Origin of the sequence: Hymenobacter ginkgonis, from assembly GCF_009755225.1 — a bacterium.
GTDB lineage: Bacteria > Bacteroidota > Bacteroidia > Cytophagales > Hymenobacteraceae > Hymenobacter > Hymenobacter ginkgonis.
In genome coordinates this window covers 1,265,398-1,283,214 of sequence record NZ_WQKZ01000002.1, presented here as the reverse complement: position 1 = coordinate 1,283,214, position 17,817 = coordinate 1,265,398, and the positions used below count along the sequence as shown (strand labels likewise).

The 17,817-nt window shown below is 60.2% G+C and carries 17 protein-coding genes; 5 read left to right on the top strand and 12 right to left on the bottom strand.

Annotation, left to right across the window (positions count from 1 at the left end; all coding sequences use genetic code 11):
- The first annotated feature begins 72 nt into the window (after positions 1 to 72).
- The 4 genes from GO988_RS11215 (at position 73) to GO988_RS11195 (ending at position 3,680) form a co-directional block, all read left to right on the top strand.
- Positions 73 to 690, top strand: a complete 618-nt coding sequence (locus GO988_RS11215; RefSeq protein ID WP_157565234.1) for a thioredoxin family protein — start codon at positions 73 to 75, stop codon at positions 688 to 690.
- Positions 691 to 781: 91 nt separating this feature from the next.
- On the top strand, positions 782 to 2,209 hold the full coding sequence (locus tag GO988_RS24165) for an acyl-CoA dehydrogenase family protein (protein WP_232341461.1): 1,428 nt from the start codon (positions 782 to 784) through the stop codon (positions 2,207 to 2,209).
- Between the two features lie 97 nt (positions 2,210 to 2,306).
- Positions 2,307 to 3,044 carry a PIG-L deacetylase family protein gene (locus GO988_RS11200; protein ID WP_157565232.1) on the top strand — a complete coding sequence of 246 codons (738 nt, stop codon included), beginning with the start codon at positions 2,307 to 2,309 and terminating at the stop codon, positions 3,042 to 3,044.
- Between the two features lie 39 nt (positions 3,045 to 3,083).
- The gene (locus GO988_RS11195) at positions 3,084 to 3,680 is read left to right on the top strand and encodes a class I SAM-dependent DNA methyltransferase (protein WP_157565230.1); all 597 of its coding nucleotides are present in this window, start codon (positions 3,084 to 3,086) and stop codon (positions 3,678 to 3,680) included.
- 87 nt (positions 3,681 to 3,767) lie between these two features.
- Here the strand turns inward: GO988_RS11195 and GO988_RS11190 are convergent, their stop codons facing one another.
- The 7 genes from GO988_RS11190 to GO988_RS11160 all read right to left on the bottom strand — a co-directional run bounded on the left by GO988_RS11190 (position 3,768) and on the right by GO988_RS11160 (position 9,632).
- Positions 3,768 to 5,003: a glycosyltransferase gene (locus tag GO988_RS11190; RefSeq protein ID WP_157565228.1), complete on the bottom strand. Its 1,236-nt coding sequence runs from the start codon at positions 5,001 to 5,003 to the stop codon at positions 3,768 to 3,770.
- 243 nt (positions 5,004 to 5,246) lie between these two features.
- Entirely contained in the window at positions 5,247 to 6,497 is a 1,251-nt protein-coding gene (locus GO988_RS11185; RefSeq protein WP_157565226.1) for a BamA/TamA family outer membrane protein, read from the bottom strand.
- Positions 6,498 to 6,681: 184 nt separating this feature from the next.
- Positions 6,682 to 7,629 carry a geranylgeranylglycerol-phosphate geranylgeranyltransferase gene (locus GO988_RS11180; RefSeq protein WP_198172641.1) on the bottom strand — a complete coding sequence of 316 codons (948 nt, stop codon included), beginning with the start codon at positions 7,627 to 7,629 and terminating at the stop codon, positions 6,682 to 6,684.
- Positions 7,630 to 7,749: 120 nt separating this feature from the next.
- Complete coding sequence (locus tag GO988_RS11175; protein ID WP_157565221.1) at positions 7,750 to 7,944, bottom strand: cold-shock protein; 195 nt, start codon at positions 7,942 to 7,944, stop codon at positions 7,750 to 7,752.
- A 128-nt stretch (positions 7,945 to 8,072) separates the two neighbouring features.
- Complete coding sequence (gene iscX, locus GO988_RS11170; protein WP_157565219.1) at positions 8,073 to 8,309, bottom strand: Fe-S cluster assembly protein IscX; 237 nt, start codon at positions 8,307 to 8,309, stop codon at positions 8,073 to 8,075.
- A 134-nt stretch (positions 8,310 to 8,443) separates the two neighbouring features.
- Positions 8,444 to 8,776 (bottom strand): 2Fe-2S iron-sulfur cluster-binding protein, encoded by a 333-nt coding sequence (locus tag GO988_RS11165; RefSeq protein ID WP_157565217.1) that lies wholly within the window; start codon positions 8,774 to 8,776, stop codon positions 8,444 to 8,446.
- 40 nt (positions 8,777 to 8,816) lie between these two features.
- Positions 8,817 to 9,632 carry a Rossmann-like and DUF2520 domain-containing protein gene (locus GO988_RS11160; protein WP_157565215.1) on the bottom strand — a complete coding sequence of 272 codons (816 nt, stop codon included), beginning with the start codon at positions 9,630 to 9,632 and terminating at the stop codon, positions 8,817 to 8,819.
- Between the two features lie 213 nt (positions 9,633 to 9,845).
- Between GO988_RS11160 and GO988_RS11155 the strand changes: the two genes are divergently transcribed.
- Positions 9,846 to 12,578, top strand: coding sequence for a T9SS type A sorting domain-containing protein (locus GO988_RS11155; protein ID WP_157565214.1), 2,733 nt, complete (start codon positions 9,846 to 9,848; stop codon positions 12,576 to 12,578).
- A 360-nt stretch (positions 12,579 to 12,938) separates the two neighbouring features.
- Here the strand turns inward: GO988_RS11155 and ccsA (GO988_RS11150) are convergent, their stop codons facing one another.
- The 5 genes from ccsA (GO988_RS11150) to GO988_RS11130 form a co-directional block, all read right to left on the bottom strand.
- Positions 12,939 to 15,536 (bottom strand): cytochrome c biogenesis protein CcsA, encoded by a 2,598-nt coding sequence (gene ccsA, locus GO988_RS11150; protein WP_317164842.1) that lies wholly within the window; start codon positions 15,534 to 15,536, stop codon positions 12,939 to 12,941.
- Positions 15,537 to 15,722: 186 nt separating this feature from the next.
- On the bottom strand, positions 15,723 to 16,178 hold the full coding sequence (locus GO988_RS11145) for a cytochrome c maturation protein CcmE domain-containing protein (protein WP_157565212.1): 456 nt from the start codon (positions 16,176 to 16,178) through the stop codon (positions 15,723 to 15,725).
- A 42-nt stretch (positions 16,179 to 16,220) separates the two neighbouring features.
- Positions 16,221 to 16,466, bottom strand: a complete 246-nt coding sequence (locus tag GO988_RS11140) for a CcmD family protein (RefSeq protein ID WP_157565210.1) — start codon at positions 16,464 to 16,466, stop codon at positions 16,221 to 16,223.
- Entirely contained in the window at positions 16,447 to 17,127 is a 681-nt protein-coding gene (gene ccsA / locus GO988_RS11135) for a cytochrome c biogenesis protein CcsA (RefSeq protein WP_157565208.1), read from the bottom strand. Before ccsA (GO988_RS11135) ends, GO988_RS11140 begins: the two co-directional genes overlap by 20 nt.
- Before the next feature lie 12 nt (positions 17,128 to 17,139).
- Positions 17,140 to 17,796 carry a class I SAM-dependent methyltransferase gene (locus GO988_RS11130; protein WP_157565207.1) on the bottom strand — a complete coding sequence of 219 codons (657 nt, stop codon included), beginning with the start codon at positions 17,794 to 17,796 and terminating at the stop codon, positions 17,140 to 17,142.
- Between the last annotated feature and the right edge of the window lie 21 nt (positions 17,797 to 17,817).

Sequence of the window (17,817 nt, the reverse complement as noted above, 5' to 3'; positions counted from 1 at the left end):
AAAAATAGCCTGGCATTTGGGCTTACTGTGGCAGTTGGCTGTTAGTAGCCAACTGCTTTCCTTTTCCTGCTTATGCGGCCCGCCCCTACCCCCGTACTTTCGCCCGAGCGCCTGGCCTCGGCCTATACCTATCCTGCTTACCGGCAGCTCATTGACGATTTATTGCTGCTTGATAAAACCACCGGCCTCACGCAGTCGGCCGAGCTGCTGCACTTTGCCCGCCTCAATGTGCAGCGCATGAGCCGCCTCGACAAAACGGTGTACGTGCTGCCCGAGCTGGCCGACGCGGTGCGGCAGTTGCCGGAGCACTTTATTTGGCTGGTTATCACGGAAGGTTGGTGCGGCGACGCCGCGCAAATTGTGCCCGTGCTCGAAGCAGTGGCCCAGGCCAGCCAGGGCCAGGTGCAAACCCGCTACTTGCTGCGCGATGAAAACCCCGACCTTATGGCCCGCTACCTTACCAACGGTGCCCAGGCCATTCCGCAGGTAATCGTGCTGCACGCCGCTACCCTCGCCGAGGCGGCGCATTGGGGGCCCCGCCCGGCGCCGGCCCAGGCCCTGGTGCAGCAGCTAAAAGCGGAAGGCATGGCGCACGACGACTTTATTACGGCGCTGCATACGTGGTACGCCCACGACAAAACTCAAACTACCCAGCACGAACTATTAGCCTTGGTGCAGCACCTGCGTTAAAATTGGCCGGCACTAGTTATGGCCGAGGCAACTACTAGTGTCGATTTGGAGTTAGAATAATTCACATTATCCTCACTCCTCAAAGCCTGCGATGACAGACTTCACCCCAACCGCCGACTTTGCTGCTGCCCCCATTTCGCTTACTACTCCTGCCGAAGCGGTGGTTGCTACGCCGGCTGGGGCTGTAGCTGCCGCCGCCCGGCTGGCCCCGCGCCTGCTGGCCCAAGCCCCTCTCACCGATGAAATAGGCGGTTTTCCGACTCAAGAAATACAGTGGCTGCGCGAGGCGGGCCTGCTCACGGCGGTGCTGCCCGTGGCGCTGGGCGGCGCCGGCCTGGGCGAGCCGACCGCGGCCCTGGCACTTTTGCAGGTGCTTTACCACATTGGGCGCGGCAACCTGGCCGTTGGGCGCCTCTTCGAAGGCCACGTAAATGCGCTGCTGCTGCTGCGCTGTTTTGGCAGCCCGGCGCAACTAGCCCGCTACGCGGCCGATGCCCGCGCCGGCCACTTATTCGGGGTTTGGAACACAGAAAACCCCGCTGAAGGCGTGCACCTGGTTCCCAACGAAGGAGGCGAAGGCTTCCGTTTGCGCGGGGCCAAGACGTTTGCCTCGGGAGCAGGCCACGTCACGCGCCCGCTGCTCACGGGCGCCTTACTAGGTAAGCTGACTACGCCCAGCGTAGCCTTGCCGCTGGCGGGCGTAGCTGCCACTGCTGTACCTACCAAGCTGGCGCCGGTTGTGCTTAGCGCGGCGGCATTAGCTACCTCGGCTGCTACCATAGCAGCAACTCCTTTGGCCAAGTCAGCCGCACCGGCGCTGCCCGTGCCGGCCCCTACCCCCTCCGCAGTGGCAGCGCCGGCTAAGCTGGGCTGGCAGATGCTGGTGCTCTCGGCCGATGTGCAGCCGCCGGTGCTTGACCGCAGCTTTTGGCGGCCGCTGGGTATGCGCGCCACCGCCAGCTTCCGGGCCGATTTTACGGGGCTGTCTGTGTCGGCGAGCGACCTAATAGGCCGGCCCGATGACTACTACCGCCAGCCCTGGTTTGGGGGCGGCGCCGTGCGCTTCGCGGCGGTGCAGCTGGGCGGCGCGGCAGCGGTGCTCGACGAAACCCGCCGCTTTTTGCGGCGCCTGGGCCGCACCGATGACCCCTACCAGCGCCAGCGCCTAGGCGAAATGCTGGCCTTGCACGAAACTGGCCAGCGCTGGCTGCGCGGCGCGGCCGTTCAGGCAGCCCTACCCTCCTCAACTACCGAGCCGCTGCCCGCAGCCAAGCTGGCTGCCATCGGGGCGTATGCCAACTTGGTACGCGCCACCACCGAAGATATTTGCCTGGAAACGCTGCGTTTGGCCGAGCGCAGTGTGGGCGCCCGTGGCCTGCTTCAGCCCGAACCCTTCGAGCGTCTACACCGCGACTTGACGCACTACCTGCGCCAGCCCGCTCCCGATGCTACCCTGGCCGACGCCGGCCGCTTTGCACTCGCCTCCGACCGCCCCGCCTACGAGCTGTGGGGCGATTAATAGCCGCGAATCAGCAACCAAAAAGCAGCGAATAAGTAGTGCATACTTATTCGCTGCTTTTTTGCTAGTACGCGCTGCTCACTGTTTAGTGGTTTAAATGTCTGATTCTCCTTTCGCTGCCTACCCCCTACGCCCGGCCAGCTACGCTGCTACGCTGGGGCCAACCGTAATTGTAGTGCCGCACCCCGACGATGAAGCCCTGGGTTGTGGGGGGTTGCTGGCACTGCTGCGCCAAGCCAATGTGCCCGTAGCGGCCGTGCTCGTGAGCGACGGCAGCATGTCGCACCCACACTCGCGGGACTTTTCGGCCGTGGCGCGGCGCGAGCTGCGCTACGCCGAGTTTCGCCACGCGCTGGCCGTGCTGGGTATCGAGGAAGACGACGACAACGTTCTCTACCTCAACCTACCCGATAGCCAAGTGCCTACCCCCGGCCAGCCCGGCTTCGCCGAAGCTACCACGCACCTAGCCGATTTTATTGCGGCTAAGCAGGCGGCGACCGTACTGGTGCCTTGGCGGCGCGACCCGCACCCCGACCACCGTGCCACTAGCCAGCTCACGGCCGCGGCGCTAAGCAGCCTGCCGCAGCCCCCGCGCCGGCTCGAATACGTGGTGTGGGCTTGGGAGCGTGCTACCCCCGCCGATTTGCCGCAGCCCGGCGAAGGCACTGGCTTTCGGCTGGATATAGCGGCAGTGCTGCCACGCAAGCAGCGGGCTCTGGCGGCGCACCGCTCGCAGCTAGCGCCTGGCACCATCGCAGATGACCCCAGCGGGTTCTTACTTTCGGAGGAAATGTTGGCGCATTTTGCCCAGCCTTTTGAGTCTTTTATTGAGTAGCGGCCCTGCTCGTATTTGCTTTTACCTGACTTGCCCGTTATGAACCAACAGCAACCCAACACCCTACCTCCCAATTACTTCGACGACGTATACCGCGCCAGTGAGGACCCTTGGGCTTTTACAAGCAGCCCCTACGAGCGTGAAAAATACGCCGCCACCCTGGCCGCCCTGCCCCGCCCGCACTACGCCAGGGCGTTTGAGATTGGGTGCTCTATTGGCGTACTTACGGCACAATTGGCAAATCGCTGCGGCCACCTGCTGAGCGTGGATGTGAGCGAAGCGGCGCTGGCCCAAGCGCGGCAGCGCTGCGCGGCCTTGCCGCAGGTAGAGTTGCGCAAGCTGCAAGTACCCAGCGAATTTCCAACAGGACAGTTTGACCTGATTATGGTTTCGGAGGTGGGCTACTATTGGTCGCCGGCCGACTTGGCTCGCGCCGCCGACCAAATGCTGGCCGCCCTACCCCCCACCGGCCAGTTACTGCTGGTGCACTGGACGCCCGTGGTGCCAGATTATCCCCAAACCGGCGACGAGGTGCACGATTTTTTCCTGCAAAAAACCCAGCCCGGCGGTGCCTTGCGCCACTTGCATGGGCACCGGGCCGACAAATACCGCCTCGATTTATTCGAGAAAGCATAGTCTGCTAAGGTTTACAAACGGAAAGCCCGCCCGGCGCTCGACTCGCATAAGTTGAGCGCCGGGCGGGCCTTTTTGCGATAGCTTCACTTAGTGAATATCCTGCCGCAGGTAGGCACGCAAATCGCGTAGCGCCCCACTCAGTGGCACGGGTAGCACGGCTCCGCGGGTTTTCTCAACCCAACTCCAGAGACGGCCGAAAGTGGTGGCCTCATGCGCTTGTTTCAACAAGTCTTTGACGGGCACTTCCACGGCTTTGGCTAGGCGCGCTAGCTCGGCGCCTACGGGGCGGGTAGGGCCCAGCTGCCACCAGGCCCGCAGGCGGCGGCGGGCACGCCACACGCGGGCTAGCTCGTGGGGGCAAGGCACTTGCGGCTCTTGGCGGTGCTCGTCGAGATTGGCCCACTCGCGCAACTGCCACGACAGGCCCACTTCTACGCGCCCGCAGCGCCGAGCCGAAGTATATACCTGCACGTGCGGGCTATGGCGCACCGGCAGGTCGTGTTGCAGCAGGAGCTGCCACAGCGATTCATCCTCTAAGTAAGGCACGGCGGGCAGCCCACCCACTTGGCGGTAAGCCTGCACCGTGAGGGCCAGGCTGGCGCCGTAGTGCTGGTGGTGGCAGGGCCAACGGTCGGTGGGGGTAGGGTCGAGGTGGTCTTCGAGGTGGCGCAACAGCACCCGGTAGGCCGCATCGCGCAATTGAATGCGCCGCACCGAGCAGGGCTCGGTAGTGGCAGCGGCTTGGGTTAAGATGCGGCCCCCCACGGCAGCGGCGCCCGCTTCTATCTCTTGAAGCGTGGCGGCCAGCCAGGTAGAAGCCACCAGTGTATCGGCATCGGTACTTAGCAGCACCCCGGTGGCACCGGCTGTGCGCTCTAGGCGCAGGGCAGCCTCGTCGAGCAGCAGGCGGCGGGCGCGCCCCACATGGGCCTGCGATGGCGGCAAGAAAACCTCAGCCACGTACACTACCAGGTTGGGGTGGCGGCAGGCGGCTTGGCGCACCACGGCTGCGGTGCGGTCGAGGCAATTGTTGGCCAGCACAATTACCTCCATCATCCCCCTAGAAAGGGCTTCGCCGCTGAGCGTAGTCTGGGCCGCCAAAGCGGCCAAGGTAGCTGGCAGCGAAGCGGCCTCATCCTTGGCTGGGATGATGACGCAAGCTTGCAGCACATCGGCCGGGGGCGGCAACTGGCGATGCAGCGCTCGCTCGGCCTGGTGCAGCAGCTGCTCATCGCTGGGGGGGTAGGAAAGCAGGGCCGATGGGGCGGTATCCGTGGCTTCGCGCGTAGCGTGGAAGCGGGCCGGCGTGGCTAGTTGGTCCATAAGAAAGCGTATGTACGCCCCCTTGCGTCGAAGGATGGGGATATTTACCTTAAAGAAGCTATTTTTTTATTGCTTTACTAACAATTCGCTTGCTAATTTTCACTATTTACCTTTTAATCAGTATTTTCCTAAATAAATACTGCAGCTAATTAGTTTGGCCTAAAGCAACAAGCCGCACCACCTTTGTCGGGTTGCGCGGCTTGTGCAAGGTGCCCAACCAGTGGGCGAAGGCTCGAAAAGGCCTTAAAAAGCTTCGCCAATAGCGAAGTATAAGCCCGTGGAGCCATCAGGACCCCAAGCGTAGTCGAGGCGCAGGTTTACGCGGTCACGGCGAATGAAATTGAAGCGGGCGCCTAAGCCACCAGCCGCCTTAATGCCGTTGAAAGAGTAATCGCTAAAGTTGTTGCCAACCTGGCCCACGCTGCCAAAAGCGGCCCCGTCGATGCGCCAAAACAGCTTCTGGCGCAACTCGGCCTGGAACACGGCCATTTGGCGGTCGCGATAGCGCTGCTCGTACACGCCGCGCATCAGGTTGGCGTTGTTGTAAAGCGTGCCGCCTAAGTTGGCGCCCAAGCCAGCCAACTCGCGCCAAGGCACATTGCCCGAGTGGAATTGCCCCAAAAACTGGAGCGCCAAGATGGTTTTGGTAGAAAAAATGGGCTGAAAGTGGCGCGCATCTATCTGGTAGCGCACAAAGTTGTAATCCGAACCCAAATACTTGCCATTAAAAGTGGCGCTGATATCGAGCAGGTCGCCGTGGAAGGCGGCCAGGGCCACGTCGCGGGTATCGAGCGTAAACACGGGGCCGACGCCCGAGATGCTGGTGGCTTCGCGCTGCCGCTGGTCGAGGCGGCCGTTGTCCGAGTCGAAGAAGTAGTTGGGCTTCGAGCCATCGGTGGTATTGTTATCGGGCTGAATCTGGCTGGTGCGCGTGAAGCGGTACAGCACGCCAGCAAACATCTTGGGCGCAATGCGTTTTTCAATGCGCTGGTTCACAATAAAGAGCTTGTTGGCCACCGCCGACTCGTTGGCTTTCAGCGTGTTGTTGCCGATGCCGTAGTAGTAGAGCAGGTTGTCGTAGTAGCTGATTTCGCCGTTGAGGTAAAATTTCTCATCCGGCGAGTAAATGGTGTGCACAAACTGTAGCAGCGACTGGCTTTTCTGGGTCGTCCAGTACTGCACGCGGGCATTGGAGGCACGCGTGGCAGTGTCTTGGCCCAAGCGGCCGCTTAGCAAGCCGCCCAGCCCGTAGCCCAGGCCGGTTTCATCCTGGTAAAAGAGCACTGGGATGGGCAGAATCGTTATTTTGTTGGGGCCCGACGCTTGGCTTTTAGCCAACATCGTGCGCGATAGCCCAATGGGCGGGGGGCCGGCTACTGGCTGGCGGGCACTGCTTACCCCCACCGAATCGGACGGGGCCAGGGCTAACGTTTGGGCCTGAGCTGCCTGAGCCAAACCTAGTGATGCAACTAAGGCTAGCGGAAAAAAGCGCATATAAACTGAAAATAAAGGAGGGATTACCGGCCTCAACGGATTTTACCCTAGCACGGTTGGATAAATAAGTGAAGCAGCGGTGAAGGCAAAAGGTTATTCTTACCCCGCAGCTACGGCAGCGCTTATTCGATACCCTCGGCAGCGGCTTAAGCCCTGCTACCCCGAAACAGATTTTTAATGGCTTCTAGGCCAAGAGCATACTCAAAACCCCGGCTAGCATAATGCCCTTGCACCAGGTGCTTAGCTGCCGAAAGTGGCGACGGCGGTCGGCGCCCACCAGCAGGTGAGCTAGCCAGCCCAGCGGCCCTAGCACCAGCACCAGCAGCCACACTACCAGCGCCCCGCGCCCGGTAGCTAGCAGCGGCTCTACTACCCCCAGCACTAGCGCCGCTAGGCTGACTAAGAATACACCGGCTACCCACTTACTGCGCACCATGCCCCACACGAGCGGCAGTGTGTGGCAGCCGTGCTGGGCATCGCCGCGCATGTCCTCAATATCTTTCACGATTTCGCGCACCACCGTGAGCAGAAAGGCAGCCAGCGCATACGCCCACACGGCTCGGCGGCCCGTGAGCAATTGCAACTCGGGCAGCAGCACTAGCGCCGCCGTGAGCACGCCAATGCTCATATTGCCCACCAGCGGCAGCCGCTTGAAGCGCGCCGAATAGCCCCACAGCAGCAGCGCCGCGCCCAGCGTAACCAGCCCCAGCAGCGGCGACAGCACTGCCGCCAGCCCCACCCCTACCCCACTCAGCACGAGGTGGGCTAGCATGGCGTGGCGGCGGCGCACTAGGCGCCCCACTACCAGTCGGTCGGGCCGGTTGATGGCGTCTATTTTAACGTCGTAATAGTCGTTGATAATGTAGCCGGCCGCGGCCACCAGCAGCGCGGCCAGTACCAACAGGCCAAACCGTAGCGACAGCAACGACTGGCTCAGGGGCAGCAAGGGCTGCAACAGCGGCCCCCGCACCAGCACCAAGCTCAGGAGCATAATGGCTAGGTTGGGCCAGCGCACCAGCTTCGGAATGGCCCGCGCCAACTGCTGGCCCCGGCCCGGCCCGGCCAGCACCGAGTGCTCACCATCCTCGTCGGGGGTAAGGGGGGTAGGCATGGGCGGCACGGTAGTAGGCATGGCAAAAGCAGTCGCTTCGCCGAAGGTACGGGCTGCCGCGCCCATACCGCTCCAACGCAAACGTCCCTCCCGGTGGCCGGAAGGGACGCTAGATACTAATCAGGTCGATTGAAAGCGTACTTATACGCGCTTCACATTCACGGCATTAACGCCTTTGCGGCCTTCTTCGGTGTCAAACTCTACCCGGTCGTTCTGCTGAATCTGCCCACCATTAAGGCCGGTGATGTGCACAAAGAAGTCCTGCTGCGTAGCGTCGTCGGTAATAAAGCCGAAGCCCTTGGCTTCGTTAAAGAATTTTACGGTCCCCGTTTTCATGTCTTGGCAAAAAAAAATTAGCAACGATTGGTGCAGCCACTTCCTATAAAGTTTAAAAAGCAACTCCGCCGGCTTTGTTCATACGGAGCAGGTCGCCCCGAGGTTGAGCCGGCCCGCAAAGTAAGCACTTATTGGTGGTCGCGCCACTCATACACCCACTTAGCTTGGATTTGCTCTAAGTGGCCTTCGGTAGATTGCTCGCGGGTGCCCGCAAAGTTGGGCAGCGTCAGCACCCATTCCAGCAGTTCCGTAAAGCGAATGCGGTAGATTTTGGCTTCCGTGAAGTCATCGCCAAATTTTTCGTAGAGCGCAATGGCAACGTCCTCGTGGTCGGCCCACTCAATAGGCGGCTCGTAGTGGTTCATCTTTTTTAAATTATGAAGTATGCAGTAGAAATCATGAATCGAAACCTGTCATGCTGAGTGGCAGCTCTAACAACAGCCTAGCTGCTCTTTGCTACCGACCTCCTAAGGCATGATTTCTAATTCACAATTCTGTATTAGTGGCCCAAGAAGTGTTGGGGGGGTAGGGTCACGACTACTTCGAGGGAGGCATTGGGCAGCACGCACTGACAAGCCAAGCGCGAGTTGATGCGCGGGTTGATGGCCCGGTCGATGAAGTCTTCTTCCTTATCCGAAATCTCGGGTAGCTCGTTGCCACCGCGGTCGATGTAGACGTGGCACGTGCTGCAGCCGCACACCCCGCCGCAGTTGTGCTGCAGCTGAATGCCATTGTTGAGGGCCACGTCGAGTACGGATTCGCCGCTGGCCCCGACGTGCGTCTGGGCGGGCTGGCCATCCTGAAACTGAAAAATGATAGTAGAGGGCAACAAAATAAAGGGGGCCGCTGGGGCCGAATTGAAGAGCACAAAGTTAGGCAGCGCGCGGCAGCCCGGCTTGGGCCTGGATGCTGGCCGTTAGCTGCGCATACAACGCCTGCCAGGCCGGGTGCGCCGCCAAGGCCGCCGCGTGGGCTGCCAGGGTAGGCGCATCGTGGCGCACGGCTGGGCCAGTTTGCACAGCAAAAGCTGAGGGCTGCGCCGCCAGGGCCTTATCTATTGTTTCGCGCACGAGGGGGTGTAGCAACTCAAACGATAAGCCGGCTTCGGCCACTATTGTTTGGGCCAGGCCCAGCAGGTGGTTGGTAAAGTTGCTGGCTAGCACCGCCGCCAAGTGCAGGTGCAGCCGCTGCACCGAGTCTAGCATCGCCGCCTTGGGGCTGAGGCTGCGGGCCAGGCCCAGTAGCAGCGCCTCGGTGCCAAGGTCGGCGGCTTCTATAAAAAGCGGCACCGTGGCCCAGTCGATAACCCGGCCGGGGCTAAAAGTTTGGAGGGGGTAGAGCACACCGCCGCGCACGCTGGGCTGGGTGGCAAATACTGCCAGCGGCAAGGCCCCAGCCAAGTGCACTACCACGGCCCCCACTGGCCAGGGCGTGGCAGCTAGCAGGCTGGGCACGGCCGCATCGGGCACGGCCAGCAGGTACACAGCGGCGGGAAGCGGGGCAGCAGCAGGGGGTAGGGCCACGCAGCCTGGCAAGCGCGCAGCCAGCGCGGCCGCGGGGCCGGGCGTGCGGCTGGCTACAAAGACCACCTGGTGCCCGGCCGCCGCCAGCGCGGGCCCTACTGCCGAGGCTACCCGGCCGGCCCCAAACAGGCCAATGCGCAAGGCCGAAAAGTTGGACTGAGACATAAGTTGACTGCCAGCAGCAGGGCAAAGACGGGCCAAAGCTCCCACTAAATCCCGTAGCTCGACTTTACTAACACAAAAGTTTATCGAAAATGTAGCATCTTGTAAGCCGAAATGAATTTATCCTTTCCTCATTAATCCCGAGGGAAGCCTTAAACAACTGGTTATCTTCCTTTCATTTTCAACCATTTTTCCTCCTCTCTTTACCTCTTCTACATGATGCAATCTTACACTCGGGGTAGTACACTAAGCCGGCAGTTGCGCCAACTCGGCCTGACGGCTTTGCTGGTCGGTGGGGCTACGGTAGCAGCTCAGGCGCAAACCCTGAACTATACAGCTTTCGCGGCGCAGAATGTGGCCGGCACCTTTACCGACCTGGCTGCTACGGGCACCGTTATCACGACTACTAGCACGGACGATGCTAACTCGGCGGCCCAGCCAATTGGCTTTAATTTTTCGTACAACGGCGCTACATTTTCGCAATTTGTTCTGAACACGAATGGCCTTATTCGCCTGGGAGCTGATGCGCCTTCGGCAGCTAATTTGTTTGCGCAGTACGAAAACGGGCAGGCTACGGGGGTTGACCCAGTATCGAGCACCGCAGCGGCCGATGTGAATTTGCTGATGCCGTTCAACTTCGACCTAGAGTCGGGTACGGGTACGGGCGGCGCCGAATACCGCGTTACAACCACCGGTACCGCCCCTAACCAGGTGTGCACTATTCAGTGGAAAAACGTGCGCGACAAAACGGGCGGCAGCTCGGCGCAGTACGACAACTTTACGTTTCAAGTAAAGCTGTACCAGACGACCAACTATATTGAGTTTGTGTACGGTACGGCTACTCCGGCCACTACGGGCACCGATATTGCCCGTTACCCGACGGTTGGTATCAAAGGTTCGGGTAGCGCAAGCGGCCAGGATGTGCTGGCGAATAAAACGTCGTCGGCGGCGGCTTGGTCTACTACCACGTTCATCACGGGCCAGTACGGCACCAGCACGCACAACTACCGCCGCACCGCTGGCCCCGACCCTGGGCGCACGTACCGTTTCCGCACGGCTCTGCCGAACGATGCTTCGGTGGCTGCGATTTATACCTACGGTGAAATTGCTACCCCTGCCGCACTGCCCCATGCCGTGCGCACGGTTATCACCAACGTGGGCACCACGGCGCGCACCAACCTGGTGGCAACCCTGAACGTGACAGGCGCTAACACCTTTACCGACACTAAAACGATTGCTACCCTGGCTGCCGGGGCTTCGACCACCGTCACGTTTGCCAGCTACCCCGCTACGCTAGCGGTAGGCACCAACACGGTGACGGTGAGCCTGCCCGCCGATGACAACACGGCTAACAACACGGCCAGCTACGGCCAGGTAGTAACTACCAACCGCATTTCGTATACAGACCCGAACGGCACCTTTGACGGTTCGGTGGGGGTAGGCCAGCCTGGCGGTGCCCTGGCAGCTAAGTACACGCTGTCGGCCGCCACGACTATTTCGGATGTAGTGCTCAATTTCTCGGCTAGCACGTTTGCTAGCACCAACTACCAAGTAGTGCTGTACGATGCTACCGGCACCGGCGGCATCCCCGGCAACATCCTGTACACCTCGCCCACGCAGAACCGGACAGCAGCGGCCAGCACGCCCACTATTGCTATTCCAAACGTGCAAGTGCCCGCGGCATTCTACATCGGTGTGAAAGAGTTGGACAACAACCCTAGCCTGAATTATCAGACGGAAGACCCGCTGCGTACCGCTACCTACTACTATTCGCTGGACGGCGCCACGGCTTGGACTTCGGTAAACAATACCTCGCTGCGTACGCGCTTAGCCATTGAGTTTGGCACCATTACGCCGGGCTGCACCGCGCCTACTGCCGTGGCAGTTAGCAACCTCACCACTACTACTGCTACCATCACCTTCACGCCCGCTGCCAGCGGCAGCACGAGCTACCAGATTGTGTACGGCCCTATTGGCTTTAACCCCGCCACGAGCGGCACGACGGTAACGGCCACTACGTCGCCGGTCACGCTGACTGGCCTCGCCTCCTCGAGCGCTTACCAGGTGTATGTGCGCAGCACCTGCACCACCAGCGGCTTTAGCTTGTTTACGGCGGCCGTTGGCTTCACCACGGCCTGCGACCCCACGGTGGCAGTTACAGGCTTCCCCTACAGCCTGAACTTCGACACGCTGCCCACGGGCCAGCTCCTACCCTGCGGCGTAACGGTGCTTGATGCGAATGCCGACGGCGCTACCTGGGCCATTTCGAAAGCGGCGCCCAACTCGGGCGTGAACAGCATGCGCTACACCAGCTCGTTCCCCACTAGCCCGGTGGCCAACGATTGGTTTTTCACCCCGCCGCTGGCTACCACGGCTGGCACGCGCTACCAGCTGGCTTTCCGCTACCGCGGCGAGGGTATCGCCAACAGCCCTTCGACCTACATCGAAAAGCTGGAGGTGAAGTCGGGTACTGCTGCTACGGCGGCAGGCATGACTAACACGCTCTACACCAACAACAACATCACCAACACGTCGTACCAGTTGGCCAATGGTGCTTCTACCCCAGCCGTAGCAGTATTGCAGCCTGCCGCTGGCAACCAGTTCATTGGTTTCCACGCCATCAGCGATGCTAACCAGGGCAACCTCTACGTAGATGACTTGAGCATCAGCACCGTGCTGGCTACTTCGGAAGTTCTGATGCGTGCCATCACCGTGTTCCCGAACCCTTCGACCACGGGCGTATTCGACCTCGAAATCCACGGCGCTAACGCCAAAGGTGCCCTCGACGTAACGGTGACTAACACCCTCGGCCAGCGCGTGTACACGGGCTCGGCCCGCGACAACTACACCAATACCCTAGACTTGAGCACCCTGGCAGCCGGCATCTACCACCTCCAGGTGCGTACGGGCGACCAGTACCTCACCCGCCAGGTAAGCATCGTGAAATAAGCTTTTCGGCTTGTCTTTCTGCTCAAAAGGCCACCCCGCTGGGGTGGCCTTTTTTGTTGGGGGTAAATAAGCTGCTGGGCGCTCATAGGCGAGTCCCTACCCCCTCACTCAAGGTACGGGACCCTTAATAGAAGTTATTTAGGTCACCAAAAAAGCGTGCTGCGGAGTTGGTCAAAGCATCTCTATCACGTCGTTAGGGTTAAGTACCCAGCGGCGTGGTAGAGGTGCTTCGACCAACTCCGCAGCACGCTTTTTTTCAGCAAGTGTGGTTAATTATCCAGCCCCTACCCCTCACAAAAAGGCCGACTGGCTGCCCGCAGCAAGCGGGCAACCAGTCGGCCGTTAGCTTAAAAACGAACCCTACGCTACCTGCGGGCGAGCAGCCCCGGCGCGCCCGGCGTTCGAAGCAGGGGTAGGCGCGGTTGCGGTGCGCCCAGCGGCCCGCCGCTGGCGCATACTCAGCAAGAGGCCGAAGCCCATGAGCAGCGTGCCGCCCCACAGTAGGTTGATGAAAGGCTTTTCAGTGGCTTTCAAGATGATGTAGTCCTTGGCCGTGGTGCTAATGGCAAAAGTGAATTTGCCTTTCACGGGGTCAATCTGGTCGAGGGTGATGCGCAGGCCCAGGTCTTCCACTTCTTCGGGCACGTGGCCCACCTGGCGGTCACGCAGCAAGAAAACCGGATGGGCATGGTATTCGCGGCCCTTCTCGCCGGTGATAATCATGTCGGCTTGCAGGGCAATGTCACCTTCTTGCAACTTCACGCCGGGCACGTCGTGCGCTTGCTCGATGGCGCGGAACACGGCGAAGTAGTCATTCAAAAACAGCGTATCGCCCACTGCCAGCTCGTGCGGGATGGCCGGGCTCCAGGGCGTTTCCTTACGCGGGTCGGGCACCGACGAAATGTGCGAATAGATGTCGTGGTCCCAGAAGCGCTGCAAAGCGGGCGAGGCCAGCAGGCCACCCATCTCCTCATTCACCTGGGCGCGGGGGTAGAGCGTGAACTTCTGCCCTGATTTCTTATCCTCGTAATTAACGCGGTAATAGGTGTTCTCAGGGCGAATTTCAAGGGTGTCACCGGTGTGGAAATACACTTTATCGCCGCCTTTAATATCAGCTCGTGCCACGGCGCGGTACTCGTCGTCGGTGCGGTAGAGTAGCTGGGTATTTACGTAGTCGGGCACGCCGGGCACATCGAGGTACTGGCCGGTATAAGTAACATCGTAGCCGTTCATGGCACCGGTTTCATTGCGCCACAGCAGTACGTTGTTTTCATTATCAGTGTCCGACATCTCGCGCGAAATGAGTTTGCCGCTCACATTGCGCGAAATGGTATTGGAATAGCCCGCCGACGCCAAGATGCCGAGCAACATGAGCGCAATGCCCAAGTGCGATACCGCCCCGCCCGAAAGCGTGACGCCTCGCCGCCATAAGCCAAGCAGCGTCGTCACGTTGGCCAAGATGCCAAACAACCCAGCTAGCAGCAGCACCACAAACGGCGGCGTAATGCTGTGCCCAAAATAGCGCACCAGCAGTACCGTGAGGGCCGTACCCAGCAGGGCCAGCATGGTGGGCACGGCCAGCGCATTCAGCACCGAATCTTTGTCTTTCTTGCCCTGCCACCACAGCACTTGCGCTACCCCCGACAAAATGCCGATGAGCACGCCCGCCCACAGCTGAATGCGCGTGTAGTGCTGAATCTGGTCGGCGGGCAGCGCCATGTTCGACTTCACGCCGACAAAGCCCAGGAAGGCATTATACACCGGAATACTGGTAGTAGCTACTACTTGAAAAGCCGCCAGGCACAGCACCGTAGCGCCCATAAATACCCATAGCTCGGGGCTGTAAGCCGTCAATTCTTTTTCCGAAATCGGAATGGATTTCCAGCGGTAAGCGAGCAGCGCAATGGCGCCCACTGAGAAGAAAGCCAGGTAAATAATCAGCTGGCCCGAGAGGCCTAAGTCCGTAAACGAGTGTACCGAAGCGTTGCCTAGCACGCCGCTGCGGGTGAGGAAGGTAGCGTATAGAATGAGCACAAACGTGGCCACTACCAGCGTAAACGCGGTGCGCAAGCCCGTGCGCCGCCGCTGCCACAGCACCATGCCATGCAGCGCCGCAATGAGTACCAACCACGGAATGTACACGGCGTTTTCCACCGGGTCCCAGTTCCAGAAGCCGCCAAAGTTGAGGGTTTCGTAGGCCCAGTAAGCGCCCATCATGATGCCCACGCCCAGCACCGCGCCGCCAAAGGCGGTCCAGGGTAGAGCGGGTTTCACCCAGCTCGTCAGCTCTTTTTTCCAAAGGCCGGCGATGGCAAAAGCAAACGGTACCAGCGTGAGCGCAAAGCCCAAGAATAACGTGGGTGGGTGAATCACCATCCAGTAGTTCTGGAGCAGCGGGTTGAGGCCGGTGCCATCTTTAGGCACGAAGTTGGGGTTGGTTTTCCACACTGGCAGGTCGGTGAGGAAGTCGCGCACCAGGATGAAAGGCGACGAGCCAATCTTCGTACCGGCCACTACCACGCCCAATATCATGCTCACCAAGAAGGCCTGCACGGTGGCAAACACAGCCAGCACGGGCGCTTCCCACTGCTTATTAAACTTCATAATGCCCAGGCCCAGCACCACGTGCCAGAATATCCAGAGCAGAAAGCTCCCCTCCTGCCCTTCCCAGAAGCAGGAAATCATGAAGTGGATGGGCAGGTGGTTTGACGAGTGCGACCAAGCGTAGTAGTACTCGTAGCGGTGCATGTAGATGATGTTGAACAAACACCCTACCACCGCCAGCACCGCCGCGCCGTGCACGAAAAACGCGCCGCGCGCCAGCCGCAGCCAGCTCGCATCGGCCTCGCCCAGCGCCCGGCCTCGTGCGGCCTGAAAATAGCCGTAGGCAGCTACCGCCGCCGCCACGAATGCCAGGATTACGCTGGCCTGACCCAGATTTCCGATAAGTAAATTCACAGGCTACTAATTATTTTTTGGCAAAGGTACCGCCTGGCGGGCGGGGGGTAGGCGGGCAAGGGAAAGCAGAACGTCATGCTGAGCCTGCCGAAGCATCTGGCTCGAATCGTTTGGTTAGTAATCCCAACGGCGCGAGCGAGATGCTTCGGCAGGCTCAGCATGACGTTCTGCTTTCGTTGTATTACCTTATTTGCGAGTAGAACGGCTGGTCATGGCCGTGGCGGGCGGGCCGGTGTTGCCCAGGTCTTTCTCCACGTATTTGCTGGGGCACTTGGTCAGAATCTGGTCGGCTTCGAACACGCCATCCTTCATCGCGCCCACTATCACCACTTGCTCCGACTTGTCGAGGTCCTGGGGTTTGGGGTTGCGATACACCACGCGCTGGGCTACGTGCAGCGTATCTACTAGCGTGAAGGCAAAGTAATTGGGGTTCGTCATGGGGTCGTACTCCAGGCCAACCGGATGCTTTTCGGCGTCGCGGGGCAGGGTGCCTACCACGTGCACTTTAGCGGAGTTGCCAGCTGCCGCCTGCTGACGCGCAATGCTGAACGTAGAGTAGGTGCTGGCATCCGACATCGTACTGATGATGATGCCCACCGCCGCTGCGATGACAACCAAAACGAAAATATGTGACTTCTTCATAGGGACTATACTAACAGTTTTTCGCGGGAAGTGGTGCCAAAATTACCGGCCTTCTATCTCACGTTCAAGGCGGCTCACCTTGCGGTCGAGGCGCACCAAATACAGCAATAAACCACTCAGAATGATGACAATAACTAACACCACCACGTAAATTTTGCCGCTCTGGCGCAGGGCGTCAGCCATTTCGGGCTGGTCGGCGGCGGCAGTCGCTTGCGCAAAGGCAGTGCTCACCAATAAAAGCAGGGGTAGCAGCAAGGCCACGGCCCGGCTAAGCAAGTTGTTTTTCATCGAGTTTAGTATAAATCTTTTCCTTCACAAAAGCCAGGCGGCAAGCCACTTCCGTAATCCAAACGCCCAGCAACGTCCACCCGATAACAGCGGGGTAAAACACGAGGCGCATGGCGCTATCAAGGTCGTATTTGCTGAAGCCAGGGTTGCCACCCATGCCGGGGTGCAGCGAGGCTGACGCAATGCGCGGCATGATAAACAATAGCGGAATGGCCGCCGAAAAGGCGAAAATGTTATAAATCGCTGATAGGCGCGCACGTTGTTGCTCATCGGCCACGGCGCCGCGCAACACCAAGTAAGCCAAGTAGATGAGCATGGTAACGGCCGCGCCGTTGAGCTTTACGTCAGTGGTCCACCAAGTGCCCCAAGTGTAGCGTGCCCAGAGGCTACCCGTCATCAAACCCAAGACGCCCAGCAGGATACCGGTTTTGGCCGACTCGTGGGCCAAGATGTCTAGGCGCGGGCTAGGGTTGCGCAGGTAGCGCACCGAGTTCACGACCGATGCGCCCAGGATAATCGTCATCCCAAACCACATTGGCACGTGGAAGTACAGGTTGCGCTCCGTTTCGTTGAGGATAGCGAGGCGCGGCACGTGGCCAAGCAGGCCCGCGATAGCCGTGTAGAGGAGCAGCACAATGGCCAGGTATTTCCACCACTTCATAGTCAGTATGAATTAGGAGTTGGGAATGAAGAGTTGAGGGCGCTTGCCTACAACCCCCAAAAGCGGGTCGCCACCCTTGGGGCGATGGGCGTACACCTCGGTGGGCGCGAAGCCAGCAGCGGCGAAATAGTGCTGCACCAGCCCCACGTGGCCGCCATCGTCGAGGGCTTGCCAGGCATACACCGCCTTATCGGGAAAGCAGCGGTTGGAAAACGTAACGACCAGCGGCGCGCCCGGCCGCAGCACCCGCGCCAGCTCCGTGAACACGGCCACCGGCTGCGTGAGGTACTGCACCGACACGCAGATACCCGCCGCGTCGAACTCCGCATCGCCGTACGGGAGGTAGGGCTGCTTGTTGAGGTCGCGCACCAGGGTTTCGGTGAGGCGAGGATTGTGCGCCAGCTCGTTGGCATTCATCCCCAGGCCCGCCACGCGGGAGTAGGCTACTTCGGCCGGCAAGTGGCTAACCCAGCTGCTCATAAGGTCGAGGATGGTGCCGCCAGCAGGAAAGTGCTGGCGATACAGCTGCGTAACGGCGGCCACAGCGCCGGCGTCGATGTGCGTCACGAGGCGCTCGAAGCGGTAGAATTCGCTGTCGGGCGTTTCGTCGTGGCGGGCAAAAGCCTGCGGGGGCAATACTAAAGAGTTATCGGGCAAGGGCGTAGTCATCCTAAAATCACCGGGCGGCAG

Bases quoted from the DNA above. Each gene is read 5' to 3' on its own strand.
- GO988_RS11215 (WP_157565234.1), top strand. From the start codon at position 73: ATGCGGCCCGCCCCTACCCCCGTACTTTCGCCCGAGCGCCTGGCCTCG.
- GO988_RS24165 (WP_232341461.1), top strand. From the start codon at position 782: ATGACAGACTTCACCCCAACCGCCGACTTTGCTGCTGCCCCCATTTCG.
- GO988_RS11200 (WP_157565232.1), top strand. From the start codon at position 2,307: ATGTCTGATTCTCCTTTCGCTGCCTACCCCCTACGCCCGGCCAGCTAC.
- GO988_RS11195 (WP_157565230.1), top strand. From the start codon at position 3,084: ATGAACCAACAGCAACCCAACACCCTACCTCCCAATTACTTCGACGAC.
- GO988_RS11190 (WP_157565228.1), bottom strand. From the start codon at position 5,003: ATGGACCAACTAGCCACGCCGGCCCGCTTCCACGCTACGCGCGAAGCC.
- GO988_RS11185 (WP_157565226.1), bottom strand. From the start codon at position 6,497: ATGCGCTTTTTTCCGCTAGCCTTAGTTGCATCACTAGGTTTGGCTCAG.
- GO988_RS11180 (WP_198172641.1), bottom strand. From the start codon at position 7,629: ATGCCTACTACCGTGCCGCCCATGCCTACCCCCCTTACCCCCGACGAG.
- GO988_RS11175 (WP_157565221.1), bottom strand. From the start codon at position 7,944: ATGAAAACGGGGACCGTAAAATTCTTTAACGAAGCCAAGGGCTTCGGC.
- iscX (WP_157565219.1), bottom strand. From the start codon at position 8,309: ATGAACCACTACGAGCCGCCTATTGAGTGGGCCGACCACGAGGACGTT.
- GO988_RS11160 (WP_157565215.1), bottom strand. From the start codon at position 9,632: ATGTCTCAGTCCAACTTTTCGGCCTTGCGCATTGGCCTGTTTGGGGCC.
- GO988_RS11155 (WP_157565214.1), top strand. From the start codon at position 9,846: ATGATGCAATCTTACACTCGGGGTAGTACACTAAGCCGGCAGTTGCGC.
- GO988_RS11145 (WP_157565212.1), bottom strand. From the start codon at position 16,178: ATGAAGAAGTCACATATTTTCGTTTTGGTTGTCATCGCAGCGGCGGTG.
- GO988_RS11140 (WP_157565210.1), bottom strand. From the start codon at position 16,466: ATGAAAAACAACTTGCTTAGCCGGGCCGTGGCCTTGCTGCTACCCCTG.
- ccsA (WP_157565208.1), bottom strand. From the start codon at position 17,127: ATGAAGTGGTGGAAATACCTGGCCATTGTGCTGCTCCTCTACACGGCT.
- GO988_RS11130 (WP_157565207.1), bottom strand. From the start codon at position 17,796: ATGACTACGCCCTTGCCCGATAACTCTTTAGTATTGCCCCCGCAGGCT.